Below are 18,001 nucleotides of genomic sequence, written 5' to 3' on the forward strand. Positions count from 1 at the left end.
CACGCCTTTGCTTTTCAGGAGGGCCGCGCGATGACATGGGACGTGGCACTCATTCTTCTCACCGACGGCCTGGCCAACGGTGCCGTCTATCTGCTGGCCGGCCTCGGGCTGGTGCTGATCTTTTCCGTCACGCGGGTGGTGTTCGTTCCGTTCGGCGACATCGCGGCCTTTGCTGCGTTGACGCTGGCGGCCTTCGAGACCGGCCGCGTGCCGCCGACCATCGGCATGGTGGCCGTGCTGGCCGCGCTGGCGCTGGCCACCGAGGTCGGCAGCCTGCTGCGGCGCGGCGAGGCCAGGCGGGTTCCCAAGGCGGTGCTGATGTGGGGCGTGCTGCCGGCCGTTCCGTGCGTGCTCGCATGGATGGCCGCGCGGCCCGGCGTGCCGGTGGCGGTGCACATCGCGGTGGCCGTGCTGCTGGTGGTGCCTATCGCGCCGCTGCTGGCGCGGGTGGTGTTCCAGCCGATCGCGGATGCGTCGGTGCTGGTGCTGCTGATCGTGTCGCTGGCGCTGCACTTTCTTCTGTCGGGCCTGGGCCTGCTGTTCTTCGGGCCCGAAGGCTCGCGCACCACGCCGCTCACCAGCGCCGTGTTCACGCTGGGCGACGGCTTCACGGTCAGCGGCCAGGTGGTGCTGATGGTGGGGGCGGCCATCGTGCTGAGCGGGCTTTTCTTTCTGGTGTTCGAGCGCACGGTGGCCGGCAAGGCGCTGCGTGCCACGGCGGTGAACCGGGTGGGCGCGCGGCTGGTCGGCATCCGGCCGGTGCGCACGGCCTTGCTGGCCTACGGCTGCGCCTCGCTGCTGGCGGGGCTCATCGGCGTGTTGATCGCGCCGGTGACGACCATGTACTACGACTCGGGTTTCATCATCGGCCTGAAGGCCTTCGTGGCCGCGATCATCGGCGGGCTGGTGAGCTACCCGATGACGGCGGTGGGCGCGCTCGCGGTCGGCGTGGTGGAGAGTTTTGCCTCGTTCTGGAGCGGCGCGCTGAAAGACGTGATCGTGTTCAGCCTGCTGATTCCGGTGCTCATGCTGCGCTCCTTCATGGTCGCGCACGCCGAAGAGGAAGAAGACGAGGTGGACCAATGAACTCGAACCGCACACGCATGGCGTGGATCGCCGCGGTGATCGCCGTGCTGGCACTGGTGCCGGCAGTGGCGGGCAGCTTCACCGTATCGCTGCTGAACGACATCGGCATCGGCGCGCTGGTGGCGCTGGGGCTGGTGCTGCTCACGGGCGTGGGCGGCGCCACTTCGTTCGGGCAGGCAGCTTTCGTGGGCATTGCCGCGTACGCCACGGCCTGGCTCACGACCACGCAGGGCATGTCGCCGTGGATCGGGCTGCTGTTCGCGCTGCTGCTCACGGGCCTGTCGGCGCTGGCCATCGGCATGCTCACGCTGCGCCTGGGCGGGCACTTCTTGCCACTGAGCACCATCGCGTGGGGACTGTCGATCGCGATGCTGTTCGGCAACGTGGATGCGCTCGGGCGCCACACGGGCCTGTCGAACATTCCGGCGCTGCAGGTCGCGGGCTGGTCGCTGGCCGAGCCGCGCGCCATGTACTACCTGATCTGGGTGATCGTCGGGCTGGCCTGCCTGTTCAGCCACAACCTGCTGCAGTCGCGCCCGGGCCGCGCGATTCGCGGCTTGCGCGGCGGTGCCACGCTGCTGGCGAGCGTGGGGGCGGATGCGTACCGCGTGCGTCTGTCGCTGTTCGTCACGGCGGCGCTGTTCGCGGGGCTGGCGGGCTGGCTCTATGCGCACATGAACCGCTTCGTGAGCCCTTCGCCCTTCGACGTGCGCGCGAGCATCGAGTACCTGCTGATGGCGGTGGCCGGCGGGCTTGGCCAGCTGGCGGGCGCGCTGGTGGGCGCCGCGCTGGTGCTGGTGCTGAAGAACGGCCTGCAGGACGTGCTTCCCCTGCTCACGCAGCGCGCGGGGCAACTGGAGGCGGTGGCTTTCGCCGCGCTCTTCATCCTGCTGCTGCACTTTGCGCGCGGCGGGGTGATGGGGCTGCTGCGCGGATGGACGCGGCGCTGGACGCACCGGCGTGGCGCCACGCCGGTGCCGTCGCGCCATGACGCCGCGCCGGTCGCGCCGCTGGCGAACCGCACGCTGCCCGCGCGCGGTGCGCAGGTGCTGTCGGTGAACGGTGCGGTCAAGCGCTTCGGCGGACTGGTGGCGGTGAACGACGTGAGCTTCGATGTGAAGGCCGGCGAGATCGTCGGGCTGATCGGGCCGAACGGCGCGGGCAAGTCGACCATGTTCAACCTGCTGACCTGCACGCTGCCGATGAGCGCGGGCCAGGTGCGCTTTCTGGACCACGACATCGCGGGCATGGCGCAGCGCCAGGTGGCCCGGCTGGGCCTGGCGCGCACCTTCCAGCATGTGAAGCTGCGCCCGCGCATGAGCCTGCTCGACAACGTGGCGCTGGGCGCGCATTCGCGCACGCGCTCGGGCATCCTGAAGGCGGGGCTGCGGCTGGACCGCGCGGAAGAAAGCCAGATCCTGCAGGAGGCGCAACGCCAGCTCGACCGCATCGGTCTGGGCGACCGCGCGCACGAACTCGCGGGCAGCCTGCCGCTGGGCACGCAGCGCATTCTGGAGATTGCGCGCGCGCTGGCCGCCGACCCGGTGCTGCTGGTGCTCGACGAGCCGGCCGCCGGCCTGCGCCGCAAGGAAAAGATGGCGCTCGGCGACCTGCTGCGCAAGCTGCGCGAAGAGGGCGTGACCATCCTCATCGTCGAACACGACATGGACTTCGTGATGAAACTGGTGGACCGGCTGGTGGTGATGAACTTCGGCTCCAAGCTCGTGGAGGGCGTGCCGTCGGCGGTGCGCGCCGACGAGCGTGTGCAGGCGGCTTATTTGGGGAGCGTTGTATGACCGCGATGCTGGAGATTGGGGACCTGCATGTGTCGTATGGGCAGGTCGAAGCGGTGCGCGGTGTGTCGCTGGATCTGCAGCCGGGCCAGATCATCTCGGTGATCGGCCCGAACGGCGCGGGCAAGACCACGCTGCTGGCCGCGGCCATGGGCTTGCTGCCGTGCAAGGGCACGCTGCGCTTCGAAGGCGAAGACTTGCAGGGGCTGGACGTGGAGGCGCGCGTGGAGCGCGGCCTGTGCCTGGTGCCCGAGAAGCGCGAGCTGTTCGGTGAACTCACCGTGCTCGACAACCTGCAGCTCGGCGCCTATGCCAGGCGGCTGCGCGGCGATGCGATGAAGCGGCAGCTGCAGTCGGTGTACGACCGCTTTCCGCGGCTGGCCGAGCGCCGCTCGCAGCGCGCCGACACGCTCTCGGGCGGCGAGCGGCAGATGCTGGCGGTGGGTCGCGCGCTGATGTCGGCGCCGCGCCTGCTGATGCTCGACGAGCCCAGCCTGGGCCTGGCGCCGCTGATCGTGCGCGACATCTTGACCATCGTGCGCAAGCTGCGCGACGACGGCGTGTCGATCCTGCTGGTGGAGCAGAACGCGCGCGCCGCGCTCGAAAGCTCCGACCATGGCTATGTGCTGGAGACGGGCGAAATCGCGCTGTCGGGCGCTTCGGCCGAACTGGCGAGCGACCCGCGGGTGCAGGCGACCTACCTGGGCGGAGGCACGCACGATGACGAATGACCCGCGCGCCGTGCCGCCCGCGCAGCGCACGCTGCCGGCCATGCTGCAGCGCCAGGCCGCATTGTTCGGGTCGCGCGCGCTGCTGCGCATCGCAGGGCGCACCTGGGCGCACCGCGATGCGGCGCAGGCGGCGGCTGTTCGCGCCGGCGCCTTGGCGCAAGCCGGCGTGGCGCGCGGCGACCGCGTGGCGGTGATGTGCGGCAACCGCATCGAGTTTCTCGAGAGCTTTCTGGGCGCGGGCTGGCTGGGCGCGGTGGTGGTGCCCATCAACTCGGCGTCGATGGGGCCGCAGATCGAATACTTCCTCGCCAACAGCGAGGCGAAGCTGCTGGTGATCGAGGCGGGGTTCCTGGAGCGGCTCTCTACGGCCGACCTGGGGCGCACCGCGTTGCGCGAGGTCTGGGTGGTCGGCGATGCGCAGGCGGCGTCATGGCCAGCGCCTGCCGGCGTGCGCGTGGTGCCGTACCCCGAAGGCGGCGAGCCCGTCGCGCCGGCTTCGGTGCAGCCCGGCGACGCGCTGGCCATCCTGTACACCTCGGGCACCACCGGTCCGGCCAAGGGCGTGATCTGCCCGCACGCGCAGTATTTCTGGTGGGGCGTGAACAGCGCGGAAGTGCTCGGCGTGGGCGCCGATGACGTGCTGTGCACCACGCTGCCGCTGTTCCACATCAACGCGCTGAACACCTTCGCGCAGGCGGCGCTGACCGGCTCCGAGGTGGTGTTCGAGTCGCGCTTCTCCGCGTCGGGCTTCTGGCCGGCCATGCGTGCCAGCGGCGCGACCGTGGTCTACCTGCTGGGCGCGATGGTGCCCATCCTGCTCGCGCAGCCCGAAGGGGAGGGCGAACGCGACCACCGCGTGCGCACCGGGCTCGGGCCGGGCGTGCCCTCGGCCGCAGGCGTTGCCTTCAAGGCGCGCACGGGCGTGGCGCTGCTGGAAGGCTATGGCTCGACCGAGACCAACTTCGCCATCGCCACCGCGCCCGATTCGCCGCGCGGCGGTGTCATGGGCTGGCTGCGCGCGGGCTTCGAGGCGCGCGTGGCCGATGAAGACGATGCCGCGTTGCCGCCCGGCGAGGCCGGCGAACTGCTGCTGCGCGCGGACGAGCCCTATGCCTTCGCGAGCGGCTACTTCAACATGCCCGGGAAGACGGTCGAGGCCTGGCGCAACCTCTGGTTCCATACCGGCGACCGCGTGGTGCGCGATGCCGACGGCGCGTTCCGCTTTGTCGACCGCATCAAGGACGCGATCCGCCGGCGCGGCGAGAACATCTCGTCGTTCGAGGTGGAGCAGGTGCTGTTGAGCCACCCGGGGGTGGCTTCGTGCGCGGTGTACCCGGTGCGCTCCGAACTGGCCGAGGACGAGGTGATGGCCGCACTGGTGGCGCGCGAGGGCGTGGCGATCGACCCCGTCGAGCTCGCGCGCTTCTGCGAAGGCCGCCTGCCGTACTTCGCCGTGCCTCGCTACATCGACCTGCTGGCCGACCTGCCGCGCACGGAGAACGGCAAGGTGCAGAAGTTCAAGCTGCGCGAGCGCGGCGTGGGGCCGCAGACATGGGACGGTCGGCCCGCGCGGGGCTCGGGCAGCTGAAGAACGCGTTTCATGCGCTCACAAACCGGGCCGACGCATGCCGCTAAAATGATTCAGAACTAAAACATTCAGGCATGCACTCAAATTCACTGACTGGCCGCCACGCACTCGTCACGGGCGCTGCGCGCGGCATCGGCGCCGAAATCGCCCGCACCCTGGCCGCCGAGGGCGCCGTTCTGACGCTGCTGGGCCGCGACCGCGAGGCGCTTCAGCGCGTGGCCGACACGCTCGCGGGCAACGGGCACGGCGTGGCCACGGCCGACGTGGCGAACCCCGAGGCGGTGCAGGCGGCTTTCGCCGAAGCCCGCGCCGCGCGCGGCCCCATTGCCGTTCTGGTGAACAACGCGGGCGCGGCCGAGAGCGCGCCGTTTCTCAAGACCTCGTTCGAGCTCTGGCAGCGCATGCTGTCGGTCAACCTCACGGGCGGCTTTGTGTGCGCGCAAGCCGCGCTGCCCGACATGCTCGACACCGGCTGGGGCCGCATCGTCAACATCGCGAGCACGGCGGGGCAGAAGGGTTACGCCTACGTGGCGGCCTACACCGCGGCCAAGCACGGCGTGGTCGGGCTCACGCGTTCGCTGGCGCTGGAGGTGGCACGCAAGGGCATCACGGTGAACGCCGTGTGCCCCGGCTACACCGACACCGACATCCTGCGCAACAGCGTGGCCAACGTGGTCGGCAAGACCGGGCGCAGCGAAGCCGATGCGCTGGCGGAGTTCTCCAGCGTCAACCCGCAGAAGCGCATCGTGCAGCCGTCGGAAGTGGCCGACACCGTGCGCTGGCTGTGCGGTGAGGGCGCCGCATCGGTCACCGGGCAGTCGATCTCGGTTTCAGGGGGGGAGGTGACATGACACGCAACGACGCTTCGCATGCGGTGCTGAGCGATGCCGAAGAGCTGGGGCACGAGGGGCGCGCCGGTCACGAAGACCACGCGATGCTCAAGCTCTGGCTGCGCATGCTGGCCAGCACCACGCAGATCGAGGCCGAGATCCGCCGCCGGCTGCGCGAGCGCTTCGGTATTTCGCTTGCGCGCTTCGACTACATGGCGCAGCTCTACCGCTACAAGGACGGCCTGAAGATGCGCGTGCTGTCGCGCTACCTGATGGTGACCGGCGGCAACGTCACGGGCCTGACGGACGAGCTCGAGCGCGAAGGCATGGTGGCGCGCGCGCCCAGCCCCGACGACCGCCGTGCGTGGATCGTGAGCCTCACGCCCGTGGGCCGCCGCACCTTCGAGACCATGGCCAGCGAGCACGAGCAATGGATCCTCGAGATGTTCTCGGGGCTCGACATGAAGACGGTCAAGCAGATGCACACACAGCTCGGCTTGCTGCGCGTGCACGTGATGCGCGGAGAGCCCGCGGGCGAGGAGGGCTGACGATGAGCGAAGCCAGCCATGTCGACCTTGCAGCGGCCAGCGGCGAGTTCCGCCGGCCGCGGCTGATCCGCTTTTCGGACTGCGACCCTGCGGGCATCGTCTTCTATCCGCAGTACTTCGTGATGCTCAACGGGCTGGTCGAGGACTGGGTCAACGAAGGCCTGGGGCTCAGCTACCACGGGCTGGTGGCGCAGCGCCGCATCGGCCTGCCGACCGTGAAGCTCGACGTCGATTTCCGCGCCGTGAGCCGCATGGGCGACCCGGTGGTGCTCGGCCTTTGCGTGCAGCGGCTGGGCTCGCGCTCGATGACGCTGGCGGTGCGCTGCTTCGGCGCGCAGACCGGCGAGGTGCGCATGCAGATGACGCAGGTGATCGTGACCACGTCGCTCGAGACGCATCGCTCGGTTGCCATTCCGGACGACCTGCGCGCGGCCGTCCTGCGCAACACGCCCGCGCTGGGCTGAGCTGGGGTCAGGACGCCGGCTTGTCGCCCGCAGCGTCTTGCGCCGCGTCGGGCACCTCGCAGGGGTGGTCTTCTCTTCGACGGGCGTGGCCGTGACGTTGCCAGGCCCATGAAAAGAGCCCGCTGTCTTTCGGACAGCGGGCTCTTTGCGTTGAAGAGGGGAAGGGGCGGGGTGAGGGCGATGGTGTATCAGCGTCCCACGCCGAAGAAGCGGTAGGCGATCACGCCCGCGGCTGCAATGCCGCCCACGACGGCAAGCAGCAACTTGGTTGCCCGGCCGCCGCCGCGCCTGGCGCGCGGCCAGTGATCCGGCCCGATCAGGTCGATGGGTACCGTGGGTTTGCCTATGTCTGACGCGTTTTCCATGAGAGGAAATATAGCTCACGCTTGTATTCATACCGACCGGCGCCGCTCATTCCGTGGCCTTCGAACATCAATGCCGATCAGGCTTTCCAGGCCAGACAAAAAACTGTGAAAGATTCCCGCATGAACAAACAATCGATCCCCGGGAGCTTGACGCGTGCCCTTGAAAGCTGGGTTCGCAATGCGTCCGCGCAGCTTTGACGAACACGGCACCGCCGGTACCATCTGCTAGCAGCACGCCGACGCGGGTGACGGTTCCGTTGAGGAAAGTCGCTCTTGATCGAGTACTTATCATTGCGCCCGGTGGGAGGCACACGCCTCTAGAAGAAAAAATGGACAAAAAACGGATTGACGCCCTCAATGGGCTCCGGGGTGTAGCCGCCTGCGCAGTTGCGCTTGAGCATTTCGTGATTTCGAACACGTACACAGTGCCGGGCGATTTCCGATTTGAGGTCTCTGCCTTCATCGGCGGGGCGGCGGTAGCCGTCTTCTTTTTGATCAGTGGTTTCGTGACGCCGATCGCCCTTGGATCGACCTCGGCACGCGAGTTCTTGATTCGCCGCGTACTGCGCCTCTATCCGGTTTTTGCGGTGTGTTGTCTGCTGCACGTCGCGGTGGGGATCGTGGTTGGAAATTACGCCGCGAACTTCGACATGGTGCGGCTGTACTTCTTGATGATTTCGCTCGTCGGGGGGCTATGGGAACCGCCGCACGCCATGCCCCAGCCGGTCGTCTGGACCCTTCAGATCGAGATCAAGTTCTATTTGATCTGCGCCGCCATCCTGTGGATCTCGCGGGGCTCGTGGACATCGATAAACAGGCTGGCGCTGGGTTTCCTCATCCTTGTGGCGATGTTCGCCTTTAGGTTCCCAGGTCTCGGCCCGGCGTGGACCGGCGACATCGGTTTCGCGGCGACCATGCTCCCCTTCATGTTCGGCGCCTTCTTCGTGTCCTTGCACTTCACCGGCCGGATCAGCGCTGGCGACATGTGGCTCGGCTTGCTCGTTTCAGGTTGCGTTTTCATGATGGGCCCGATACGGCTTTTCACCACCTGGGGCACACCGCTCCTGTCATTCGTGCTGGCGGCTGCGATCTTCGGCGTTGTTTTTGTGTACAGGAACTCGATACCTTTTCTGCGAGGGCGAGTGGCAAGCTTCTTGGGTGAAATCTCGTATCCGATGTATGCGATTCACACGGCGGTTTCCACCTTGGTCTTCAGCTACACACCGCACGGTAAGCTGCCCCTGAAGTTCGCGCTCTACGTGCCATCGGTGCTGCTTGCTTCCTACGTCATCCATCGATGGATCGAGAAGCCCGCAATCGCTCTTTCAAAGCGGCTTGCTCCGGGACGCAGGAATGAGGTGAAGGAGGTTGCCTACGCGCCAGAACTGGCGCTAGGCTCGAATCAACGCTGAAGCCTTCCAACGGCCCACTTTTCGCGCAGGGCGTGAACCGATTGCGATGAGCGACTGTGAAGACGAGGTTGGCTTCTTGCTTCCCTCGTTGGCTGAGTGCACAGTCCCCGGATGATTCACCCCACCATCCAGATCTTCCAGCAGAGAGCGGAATTGCTCAACATCCAGCAGAGCACAGAAGGGCTGGACGACGCCCTTGCCAATCTCGCTGCCTGGATGGACTTGGCGCGTGATCGCCTCACGGAGGATGACTGGGTGGCGCTCGGCGAGGTGGGTGGCTTGTTGTACCGGGAGGGAGTGAGGCGCCGCTCATGACCATGGCTCCGGCGTCGCCGGCTCGATCCAGTCAAGCTGCATGTCAAAATCCCGACTTGGTCAGGCACCCGTCTGGCCTCACTCAAACGACAGCCCATGGATTCAGAACTCAGTCGAGCTTTTGCTGATTTTGCCGTCAAGGTCAGAGGCGAGAGTGTTCGCGACGCATTGGCGTTGCTGCTCAAGCGAACCGACTATCGCTTCATCGGCATTTGGCGTTTCGAGAACGGCAAGGCCAATGCGGTGATTCACTACGACCGCGAGAACCCCGAAGTCCTGACCGCAGCCGAGGTGCCGGACACGGCCACCTACTGCTGCTACGTGCGCGAGTCGGGCCAGCCTTTTCTCACGCCCAACGCCTTGGTGGACGCTCGTTTGGCTTCCCATCCCGCCCGCGAGCAAGTGTTGACCTACTGCGGGGTTCCGGTGATGGACAGCTTTGGGACGATTCTCGGCACGCTGTGCCACTACGACGTGGTGCCACGTGACCCCGAGCAGGTGAACATCGAGCTGATGCTGAGCGTCGCGAGCTTTCTGGCTTTGGGCGGCTACATACCCCCGTATCCGTCGGCAGTCGCCAACACGTCGGAAGTCGACCCAGCCTAGGGGGGGGCTCAGGCTGCGGGCGGGTCTAACTCCGCACGCAGCGCGTTCCGTCGGTCGATCGCGTTCGCCAGGTTGTTGGGGAAGCGATCCACGTCCGGCATTCGAAAGCAGAGCCCCGGACGGCGGAGGTTCAATACCAAGCTGCCGTCAGCCTCTATCGACCATTGCCAAGTGGCTCCATCGATCTGTGGCGGATCTCGACGGTCAACAGCTTCACGCCTGGGCGCCTTTCGCAGCATTCCGCATACAGAGCGCCGAGGCTGAATGGTCGTGTGAACCGCCAGCGCTTGCAACCTGCCTCTCAGGGCTTGACTTCCTTTGTCGAGGGCGCAGGCCATGCCGGTCGCATCGACCTGAGCGACAGCCGCGCGGTACGCTGAACCGATCGCACAAAAGAAAAAACCTCCCAGTCTTTCGACGGGAGGTTTTTCTATTTGCGGAACACGTTCTGCGATTGCGGAACAGTGCTCCTGAAGAAATAGCGCGGAGACCGCACAGTTCCTAGTGTTGGTGGTGGGCCCTGAGTGACTCGAACACTCGACCTACGGATTAAGAGTCCGCTGCTCTACCAACTGAGCTAAGAGCCCTTGCTTAGACAGCGTTTGCTGCTATCTGGCAAGACCATGAGTATATCCCAGTTTTTGAGCACGTCCAGAAAATTTGCAGTCGCGCCGTTAGGATTCATCATCACTGACGGGCACCGCCCTCGAGCAGGTTCAACCAGGAGAATTTCGATGAGCGACGCAAGCACCACGCCCCATGTCTTGATCACCGGCGCCGCGGGCGCATTGGGCCGCGCCGTGGCCCAGCACTTCCTCGCACAGGGCGCGCGCCTTGCGTTGGTCGATCACCACGCAGGCCGGCTCACCGAAGTTTTTCCGGGCCTCGACAACTCGCAGCACCTGCTGTTGGCGGGCGACGTGACTTCGGCACCGGAGATGGCAGGCCTCGCGCAACAGGTGCTCACGTCCTTCGGCCGCATCGATGCGCTCGTTCACATCGCGGGCGGCTTCGAGATGGGCGAGGCGACGCATGCGCTCACCCGCGCGAGTTGGGACCGCATGATGAACCTCAACGCATGGTCGTTCGTTGCCGTGACGCAGGCGGTGCTGCCCTCGATGATCGAGCGCCGCGCGGGCAGCGTCATCGCGGTGACGGCGAAGGTCGCGGCGCGCGGCCTGCCGGCCATGGCCGCGTACATCGCGTCGAAGAGCGCATTGCAGCGCCTGGTGGAAGCCATGGCGGCCGAGTCGGCGCCGCATGGCGTCAACGTGAACAGCGTGGCGCCGAGCGTGCTCGACACGCCGGCCAACCGGCAGGCGATGCCCGACGCGAACCCCGCGGAGTGGGTCTCGACCTCGGTCGCGGCGCAGACCATCGGTTTTCTGGCATCGCCCGCAGCGGCCGCGCTGCATGGGCAGCACCTGGCGCTGGACGCCTGAGTCTGAAAAAGAAAAGGCCCTGGCGGATGCCAAGGCCTTTCGGGTGTCGATTGGTGGAGAGGATGAGCTACGAGTATGGCCGTCCGGGGTCAAAGGATGTCCGCTTCGCAAGTACCGTACAGCAACAGTATTGGTACCGTGTCGCAGAATGTCGCCCAAACGCCCTCCGCAGTGCAACTTGATCCGTAAGTCAATCTGTATTGACTAACACCATGGCCCGAGAACTAAATCGACTGACCGCCCTTGAGATCAAGAATGCCCAGCCCAGCGCGACACCCAACACCCCGAGGCTGATCGCCGATGGAGGAGGTCTCTACCTTCAGGTGACGCCGCAGGGCTCCAAATCCTTCCTATTTCGATACACGCACAACGGCAAGCCACAGACCTTGGGTTTGGGCAGCATCAATAGCTTGAGCTTGGCCGACGCTCGGGAGCTGGCGCAGCGGCAGCGCAGCCTCGTTCAAAAGGGCGTCGACCCCAGGGTCGAGCGCGAACGCGAGAAGACCCGGCAGAACACGGCCATCGAACAGACGTTTCAGTGGTGTGCCGACGAGTACATCGAAGCCCACAAAGAGGATTGGAAGAACGCGAAGCACATCTATCAGTGGCGCCAGTCCCTGGAGCACTTCGCTTACCCCAAGATGGGCTCGCTCCCCGTAAAGGATGTTGATGTGCATGCGGTCATGGCAGTGCTGAAACCGATCTGGCGCAGCAAGACGGAAACTGCCACGCGGCTTCGCGGGCGGATCGAGCGCATCCTGGGCTGGGCCGCCGTCAATGGCTATCGGAGTTCAGAAAACCCGGCCCGCTGGACTGCTTACCTCAGCGAATTGTTGCCCAAGCCGAGCAAGGTCGCCAAGGTTGTGCACTATCCAGCCGTTCCCCATCGCGAGATCGCGCCGTTTCTGTGCGATATGCGTAAGCAAAAAGACGGCATGGGCATTCGGGCGCTGGAGTTCCTGACCCTGACTGCTAGCCGCACTGGCGAGGTGATCGGGGCGCAATGGGATGAATTCGATCTCGAAGGCAAGGTCTGGGCGGTCCCTGCTGAGCGCATGAAGGGTCAGCGAATTCACGAAGTGCCTCTAAGCCAGCGCGCTGTGGACATCATCAAGGGCATTGCGCATCTGCCCGACGAGAAGTACGTTTTCCGCGGCATCAAGCATGGCACGCATATCTCGAATATGACCATGCTGAACGTGATGCGGCGGATGGACCTCGAAGCTGTGCCCCATGGTATGCGCTCTACCTTCCGAGACTGGGCGGCGGATGAAACCGACTTTCCGCGCGAGTTGGCCGAAGCGGCCTTGGCGCACATCGTTGGCGACAAAACTGAGGCCGCATATCTCCGTACAACGCGACTGGACCGGCGCCGCGTGATGATGGATGCATGGGCGGAGTACTGCTTGCGCCCAGAGACCAAGCCCGCGGCAGAGCAAGACCCGAAAAAGTAGCATTTTCCCCTTTCCGGTGCGACGATTTCGTCGCTGCCTGGCAAAGTTATTTGGTCACCCCCAGCGGTCGCAGGCGGCTATGATTTGGTTGTCAAAGCGCTGTTTTCGCTTGCCGAAGCCAGGTTTTGACCGAGCGCACAGCAGTGCAGCAAGACGAGACCTGAGGCCTTGAGCCTCAATCTCGCAGACCTTCTCCCTCTCCTCTTCGCATCCCTTCCACAGCCATCGGCTGGCAGGTCGGGCCGCTGCATGGGCGCTCGCTTCTTCAATCTCACTCAGGAGCTAAGAACCATGGCCACCGCCAACCCCAAGACCGCAGTCGTAACCAAAGCCGCGAATTCCACCACCGTCGCAGGCAAGACGGCGAAGCCCGCGGTCGTCATTGCGAATACCACCGCCGAAACTGGCCTTCCCGCCGGATTCGTGTCGCCCTTCACCCGCGTCGAAATGGAGCCAAAAATTCGCCTGGACGACGGCATGTCCTGCATAGCGATAATCGTGCGCCAGTCGCTGGACACGATCATGACCGACGCGATCAAGCAGGGTCTCGCACCGCATGCCCCCGACTGGCCGTATGCGCCGATGCTCGTGGCCATCTTGCGACAGTACGGTTTCAACGCAGAGGAGAAAGAGTGCTCGACCATCGATGCACTGCCGGACGTGGCACTCATCACGGCGGAATACAACCCTGCAAAACAGTTTGGCCGCTGGGTCTTGTGGCATCACGTCAGGGCCACGGAGAAGACCCAGTCCTTCCACTACATCATCGACCCAGCGCACTGGATCGAGCCGAAGTACCAAGTGACCACGGAGATCCAGCGGCTCATCACGCCGAAGTCGCCGATCTACTACATCGAGGTCTCAGCGAAGGCCGCAGGCAAGGCCGGAAAGTCAGCGACCAAGTAGGCCCTAGGCCCGCTTTACCTTCTTGGCTGCCTTAGGCTTGCGCGTTGGTAGCGGGGCCACCAGCTCGGCTAGAGAAATACCGAGCCCGCCCGCAATGCGCCAGGCGTTGTACAGCGTGATGCGCCGCTCGGCGCGTTCCACGAAGCCGATGAAGTTCGGATCGAGTTCGGCATAGGTGGCGAGGTCCGCCTGCGTCATCTTTCGGTCATGGCGCAGTGCGCGGACGGTTTGACCAAGAAGAACACTCATCTTGTGAATTTCCGCTTTGGTCGCTGCGTCCACGGCAGCGTCGGCATTCGTTTGTAGATCTTTTTTCGGACGGGAGGGCTCACGCGGCATTGCGCGCAGTTTTCTGTCCCAGGCCACTTCCGTAAACACACTACTCGTATGATTCTGGCAAACTTCAGAAACAACGAGTAGTGATTCAAACAACAGAAAGAAAACATGAAGGACAAACTTCACATCCGGCAAACCGGCTTGGGAGACGCGCTGGCCCTGACTGCCAGCCTGTTCCTACTGGTGGGCTGCAGCTCCAAGCCGCCCGATTGCGCCTCACAGCAGGCCGCGTCCGTTGCCCGAACGATCCTCTCGGACGAGTTCATCAAGGCGGCCACGCAAGCTTTCTCAGATCCGCTTGAGGCCATCGAGCCCGCCGACGTTGCTCGCATGAAGTCGGAAATCGAGCGTTACGGCCAGGCCCTGAAAGTCGATATCCACGACGTCGTGCAAAACGGCTATGACGGCGATGCCCACAAGTTCAGTTGCTCGGGCAAGCTGACCATCACCGCGCCCACGAGCAGCACCTTTGCACGCGGCACCGACTACAGCATCCAGTCCACAGCGGACGGCAAAGACACGTTCGTCGTGAAGGTTGCCGGCGTCGATCCGTTCGTCGACTCCTTGGAGCACGATTTCCAGAGTTTCGTGACTGCCAACAAGATTCCGTACCGCTACCGACAGAGTCCGGTCCGAGACAACGTAGCTGCACCACCGGCGCCGGCCGTTGCACCGAACGCCTGCATCGAAGCCAAGCTAACGCAAGCCCACAAGGCCTTCGACGCGCTTCAAGAGGACCGCATGCAGGAAGCCGAGCGCGACAACCATGAGTTCCGGCCCCTTTCCCCGGTCGAAGAAGAGGAGTGGCAGGACAAGGCCCTGCAGGAGGCGCGCCAGACGTGCCCGTGAGCCGGCCAAAGTCGGTTCATCAATCCCCAGTCCGCCCAGCCTTTCGCAAGCACGGGCCATGGTCGCGGACGTCCCTCACAGCGCCTTCAACACATCAACGTCGGCATGAGGCGGCCAAACAAGGTCTATATGGCAAACAGAAAACGAGAAAGCGACGACAACATGTTCCTGGCCGCGATGGCGGCGGCGGTTGTCCTTTTGGTGTTCAGCACAATTCACTTCCTACGCTTCAAGCGGCAGTACGCGCACGGACCTCAGGTGCGCCGCATCTTCGACATGGGCAACAGTTGGCGCGCAATCTTGGAAACGGGCGTGTTGGCTGTCGGCTACTGCGCCATCGTCTGGGCGTTCTACGAGAAGGCTCCGGCAAGTCTGTATGCGACGGTGCCGCTTGGTCTGTTTGTCTTCAACTGGCTGGGCCAGGTGCAGGCGCGGGCGTTCCTTGGCGTGGTGGTCGACCACGAGAAAGGCGAGGTGACCTTCCTGAACTCGTCCGCCAACTTGGACATCACCGACTACCTGATGGTGTTGCCGGTGCTTCGCAACTACAACTCCTTCGACCGCCTGGCCTTGGCGGACGTGCAGTGGATCACGCGGCAGGCTGGAAAGAGCCTGTTCCTGCATGGCGACTTTGGATCGCGGCGCATCGATTTCAGCAACAAGCTCAAGCGCGACGAGTGCATCCACTTGGTTACCGGCAATGCCGCCGGCCGCATTCGCGTTACGTCGGACCTCGGAGAGTGAGGAGCATCCCCATGAATAAACTTGCCTCGATCTTCGCCTCGCTACTTATCGCGCTGTCCTTCACGGCGCACGCTCAGGCGCCGCAGCAGGACATCACGTTCAGGCCTACCGGCCTGGAGCAGTCCTACATCCCCGGCCACAACTGCTCGGGCTTCTGGCAAACGCCCAGCTTCAAGTGCGCCCCGATCCAGATTCCAACCTACGTGGGCCGCGCCAAGGATGGCAGCCGCAAGGCGCTGGTGATCCTCAACGGCAACGCCGGCGGCTTGGATAAGCGGCACGGCGACTTTGCGCGGTTCCTGATGGAGCACAACATCAACGCGGTAGTCCTCGACAGCTTTGCGGCGCGCGGCCAGTCCAGTGGCACGCCGGCCGATCTTTCGACGGGCCGCACCAAAGGACTTGATGGCTTCAACATGGCCATTGATGCCATGGTGGCTGCAGCAACGTTCGGTGCGATGCCCGACTGGGCGAATGCCAAGATCGGCTACATGGGGGAGAGCATGTCGGGGGCGTCGGCGATCAATGTCGTGCGCCCCTACATCGGGCAGATCGTCAAACAGCAGGCGGGCAAGCTGCGCGACTTCGATGCCGTCGTTGCCATTTACCCGTCCTGCATCGAGAAGAACACGATAGAGAGGTTCAAGAAGATCCCGTTCCTCATCATCCACGGAGAGCGAGACGATATAGCTTTGGCAAAGGAGTGCGAGCGGCAGGTCACGTGGATGAATGCGCGCGGTGGGGATGCGGAGATCACGATCATCCCGGATGAATATCACGACTTCGACGGGCCGTGGCGCCTGCGAAGAGCTGGCGCAGAAAACACCAGCAAATGCGCAAACACCCGCACTGCTGACAAGTTCGTGCTGGACGCCACCGGCCAGGAGTTTCCCGGGACGCCGGAGGGCTACACCGCGATGCGCGATTCCTGCAAGTTCCGCGGCCACATGAGCGGCCACCGCGACAAGGAGCGCGTCGGCTACGACCTTTGGCTCGCGCACTTCCAGAAGTATTTGTTGAACGACTGATGTAGCAACGCCAGTCCCATCACTGTCGTAGTCAGCTACGGCATACCTCGCAGAGCACGCCGCTCGCGCCATCAGGTGCGGCCGGCGTGCTTTTTTCGTTTCTGAGCCTTCCGGAAATCAACCTCAACCCAAGGAGTTCTCATGTCGAATGACAAAGTGCCTGTGCCCGCGCAGGGTGTTCAAGCTCTCAAATCCAACAAGCCGCTGTTCGATCTCGGCCAAATCGTCGCAACGCCGGCGGTGCTCGCCCACCTGGAGACGCACGCTGTCTTCCCCGCTGCGCTGCTGTCGCGGCATCAGCACGGCGACTGGGGCGGCGTGGACCCGGAAGATGCGAAGTCCAACGATGAGGCTGTCATGTCAGGAGCCCGCGTGATCAGCTCCTTTCTCGTGGCGTATGTTGTGATCTGGGTTATCACAGAAGCGGTGGGCGATGACCGAAAAAGGTCCGCGACGACACTCTTGCTGCCAGAGGAGTATTGATCGTGGGTGGCAAAGCATCACTCAAGCGTTCCTCGCTCACGCCCACCGCGTGCGGTGCGCTCGGGTCAGCACCGCCCACGGCGTTTGAGCCGACATCTCTGGCGGTCGATGGCTTCACCGCTGCGGCCCAGTCGGCGGCGACACGACGAGCCTATGCGGGAGACCTGAAGCACTTCCGCCTGCACGGCGGCAAGATACCAGCCACACCGCAGATGGTGGCCAACTACGTCGCAGCGTTCGCGGGGGCACACGCAATCGCCACCATCCAGCGGCGATTGATCGCCATCCATCAGGGGCACACCGAGCAAGGGCTGAAGTCGCCCGTCATGGATCGCCTGGTCAAGCGCACCATGCAAGGCATCCGGCGCACCTTCGGCGTGGCGCAGCGGCGCGTGAAGGCCCTCGTCAAAACAGATCTGCTGGAAATGCTGGTCATGGTGAACAGGCAGAAGCCCTTGAAGGCGGCGCGTGACCGGGCGTTGCTGCTGATCGGTTTCGCAGGGGCGTTGCGGCGCTCCGAGCTGGTAGCGATCCAGTGCAAGGACATCACGCACTTCGAGGGGGGAAGGGAAATCAGACTGCCTCGATCCAAGACGGACCAAGAGGGCGTTGGGCGCACCGTGTGGATTCCGCATGCGAAGGACAGTGAACGGTGTCCGGTGGTTGCGCTCGACGAATGGCTGGCGCTTTCGGGCATCAACCGTGGCCCGGTGTTCCGCTGGGTCAGCCGGCACGGCAATCTGGTCGGCACCAAGGGGCTCTCATCGCAGTCGGTGGCGCTGGTTGTGAAGCGCTCCGTGAAGCGCGTGCACGGGGCCACTGCCACCAAGCTGGTCTCCGGTCACAGCCTGCGGGCGGGCTACTGCACGGAGGCGGCGCTGGTCGGTATGGCGCCGTGGCAGATACGCGAGCAGACCGGCCACAAGTCGGACGTGACGCTGGCCAAGTACATCCGGCCCGTAGCCAAACGCAAGATTCCTAGCTTGCTATGACATTCTGCGAGGCCAAAGAAAGATTCGCG

General features: G+C 64.6%; 20 protein-coding genes and 1 tRNA gene. 18 read left to right on the plus strand and 3 right to left on the minus strand.

All coding sequences use genetic code 11. The features are described from left to right. Positions 1–30: 30 nt before the first annotated feature. The 7 genes from ACSFA5_RS06795 to ACSFA5_RS06825 all read left to right on the plus strand — a co-directional run bounded on the left by ACSFA5_RS06795 (position 31) and on the right by ACSFA5_RS06825 (position 7,040). The gene (locus ACSFA5_RS06795; RefSeq protein WP_435443271.1) at positions 31–1,086 is read left to right on the plus strand and encodes a branched-chain amino acid ABC transporter permease; all 1,056 of its coding nucleotides are present in this window, start codon (positions 31–33) and stop codon (positions 1,084–1,086) included. Then, on the plus strand, positions 1,083–2,882 hold the full coding sequence (locus ACSFA5_RS06800; RefSeq protein ID WP_435443272.1) for a branched-chain amino acid ABC transporter ATP-binding protein/permease: 1,800 nt from the start codon (positions 1,083–1,085) through the stop codon (positions 2,880–2,882). The genes ACSFA5_RS06795 and ACSFA5_RS06800 overlap by 4 nt, the downstream gene beginning before the upstream one ends. After that, entirely contained in the window at positions 2,879–3,610 is a 732-nt protein-coding gene (locus ACSFA5_RS06805) for an ABC transporter ATP-binding protein (protein ID WP_435443273.1), read from the plus strand. Before ACSFA5_RS06800 ends, ACSFA5_RS06805 begins: the two co-directional genes overlap by 4 nt. Further along, positions 3,600–5,198, plus strand: coding sequence for an ATP-dependent acyl-CoA ligase (locus ACSFA5_RS06810; protein WP_435443274.1), 1,599 nt, complete (start codon positions 3,600–3,602; stop codon positions 5,196–5,198). Before ACSFA5_RS06805 ends, ACSFA5_RS06810 begins: the two co-directional genes overlap by 11 nt. Positions 5,199–5,272: 74 nt before the next feature. Continuing rightward, entirely contained in the window at positions 5,273–6,049 is a 777-nt protein-coding gene (locus tag ACSFA5_RS06815) for an SDR family NAD(P)-dependent oxidoreductase (RefSeq protein ID WP_435443275.1), read from the plus strand. Beyond that, the gene (locus tag ACSFA5_RS06820; protein ID WP_435443276.1) at positions 6,046–6,576 is read left to right on the plus strand and encodes a MarR family winged helix-turn-helix transcriptional regulator; all 531 of its coding nucleotides are present in this window, start codon (positions 6,046–6,048) and stop codon (positions 6,574–6,576) included. Before ACSFA5_RS06815 ends, ACSFA5_RS06820 begins: the two co-directional genes overlap by 4 nt. Before the next feature lie 2 nt (positions 6,577–6,578). Further along, positions 6,579–7,040 (plus strand): acyl-CoA thioesterase, encoded by a 462-nt coding sequence (locus tag ACSFA5_RS06825; protein ID WP_435443277.1) that lies wholly within the window; start codon positions 6,579–6,581, stop codon positions 7,038–7,040. Between the two features lie 188 nt (positions 7,041–7,228). Here the strand turns inward: ACSFA5_RS06825 and ACSFA5_RS06830 are convergent, their stop codons facing one another. Then, positions 7,229–7,405 (minus strand): hypothetical protein, encoded by a 177-nt coding sequence (locus ACSFA5_RS06830; RefSeq protein WP_435443278.1) that lies wholly within the window; start codon positions 7,403–7,405, stop codon positions 7,229–7,231. Positions 7,406–7,734: 329 nt separating this feature from the next. Between ACSFA5_RS06830 and ACSFA5_RS06835 the strand changes: the two genes are divergently transcribed. The 3 genes from ACSFA5_RS06835 to ACSFA5_RS06845 all read left to right on the plus strand — a co-directional run bounded on the left by ACSFA5_RS06835 (position 7,735) and on the right by ACSFA5_RS06845 (position 9,738). Further along, the gene (locus ACSFA5_RS06835) at positions 7,735–8,817 is read left to right on the plus strand and encodes an acyltransferase family protein (RefSeq protein WP_435443279.1); all 1,083 of its coding nucleotides are present in this window, start codon (positions 7,735–7,737) and stop codon (positions 8,815–8,817) included. A gap of 111 nt (positions 8,818–8,928) precedes the next feature. Beyond that, entirely contained in the window at positions 8,929–9,132 is a 204-nt protein-coding gene (locus ACSFA5_RS06840) for a hypothetical protein (protein WP_435443280.1), read from the plus strand. 96 nt (positions 9,133–9,228) lie between these two features. After that, positions 9,229–9,738, plus strand: a complete 510-nt coding sequence (locus ACSFA5_RS06845; protein ID WP_435443281.1) for a GAF domain-containing protein — start codon at positions 9,229–9,231, stop codon at positions 9,736–9,738. Between the two features lie 511 nt (positions 9,739–10,249). Here the strand turns inward: ACSFA5_RS06845 and ACSFA5_RS06850 are convergent. After that, positions 10,250–10,325: transfer RNA gene (locus ACSFA5_RS06850), tRNA-Lys, on the minus strand. A gap of 147 nt (positions 10,326–10,472) precedes the next feature. On the opposite strand from ACSFA5_RS06850, the gene ACSFA5_RS06855 reads away from it, so the two are divergent. From ACSFA5_RS06855 to ACSFA5_RS06865, 3 genes are all read left to right on the plus strand, one after another. After that, entirely contained in the window at positions 10,473–11,180 is a 708-nt protein-coding gene (locus tag ACSFA5_RS06855; protein ID WP_435443282.1) for an SDR family NAD(P)-dependent oxidoreductase, read from the plus strand. 212 nt (positions 11,181–11,392) lie between these two features. Beyond that, a complete protein-coding gene (locus ACSFA5_RS06860; RefSeq protein ID WP_435443283.1) occupies positions 11,393–12,634 on the plus strand; it encodes a tyrosine-type recombinase/integrase in 1,242 nt (413 codons plus the stop codon). 291 nt (positions 12,635–12,925) lie between these two features. Then, complete coding sequence (locus ACSFA5_RS06865; protein WP_435443284.1) at positions 12,926–13,540, plus strand: hypothetical protein; 615 nt, start codon at positions 12,926–12,928, stop codon at positions 13,538–13,540. Between the two features lie 3 nt (positions 13,541–13,543). Here ACSFA5_RS06865 and ACSFA5_RS06870 read toward each other — a convergent pair whose 3' ends face one another. Beyond that, positions 13,544–14,002, minus strand: a complete 459-nt coding sequence (locus ACSFA5_RS06870) for a helix-turn-helix domain-containing protein (RefSeq protein WP_435443285.1) — start codon at positions 14,000–14,002, stop codon at positions 13,544–13,546. On the opposite strand from ACSFA5_RS06870, the gene ACSFA5_RS06875 reads away from it, so the two are divergent. From ACSFA5_RS06875 to ACSFA5_RS06895, 5 genes are all read left to right on the plus strand, one after another. Beyond that, positions 13,985–14,725 (plus strand): hypothetical protein, encoded by a 741-nt coding sequence (locus ACSFA5_RS06875; RefSeq protein ID WP_435443286.1) that lies wholly within the window; start codon positions 13,985–13,987, stop codon positions 14,723–14,725. The two genes, ACSFA5_RS06870 and ACSFA5_RS06875, sit on opposite strands and share 18 nt — an antisense overlap. A 129-nt stretch (positions 14,726–14,854) precedes the next feature. Continuing rightward, positions 14,855–15,469, plus strand: coding sequence for a hypothetical protein (locus ACSFA5_RS06880; RefSeq protein ID WP_435443287.1), 615 nt, complete (start codon positions 14,855–14,857; stop codon positions 15,467–15,469). Between the two features lie 11 nt (positions 15,470–15,480). Then, positions 15,481–16,497, plus strand: a complete 1,017-nt coding sequence (locus ACSFA5_RS06885) for a dienelactone hydrolase family protein (protein WP_435443288.1) — start codon at positions 15,481–15,483, stop codon at positions 16,495–16,497. A gap of 141 nt (positions 16,498–16,638) precedes the next feature. Next, positions 16,639–16,980 carry a hypothetical protein gene (locus ACSFA5_RS06890; RefSeq protein WP_435443289.1) on the plus strand — a complete coding sequence of 114 codons (342 nt, stop codon included), beginning with the start codon at positions 16,639–16,641 and terminating at the stop codon, positions 16,978–16,980. Positions 16,981–16,982: 2 nt separating this feature from the next. Further along, the gene (locus ACSFA5_RS06895; RefSeq protein ID WP_435443290.1) at positions 16,983–17,972 is read left to right on the plus strand and encodes a site-specific integrase; all 990 of its coding nucleotides are present in this window, start codon (positions 16,983–16,985) and stop codon (positions 17,970–17,972) included. The last annotated feature ends 29 nt before the right edge of the window (positions 17,973–18,001 follow it).

Source organism: Variovorax monticola (assembly GCF_051216855.1).
GTDB lineage: Bacteria > Pseudomonadota > Gammaproteobacteria > Burkholderiales > Burkholderiaceae_C > Variovorax.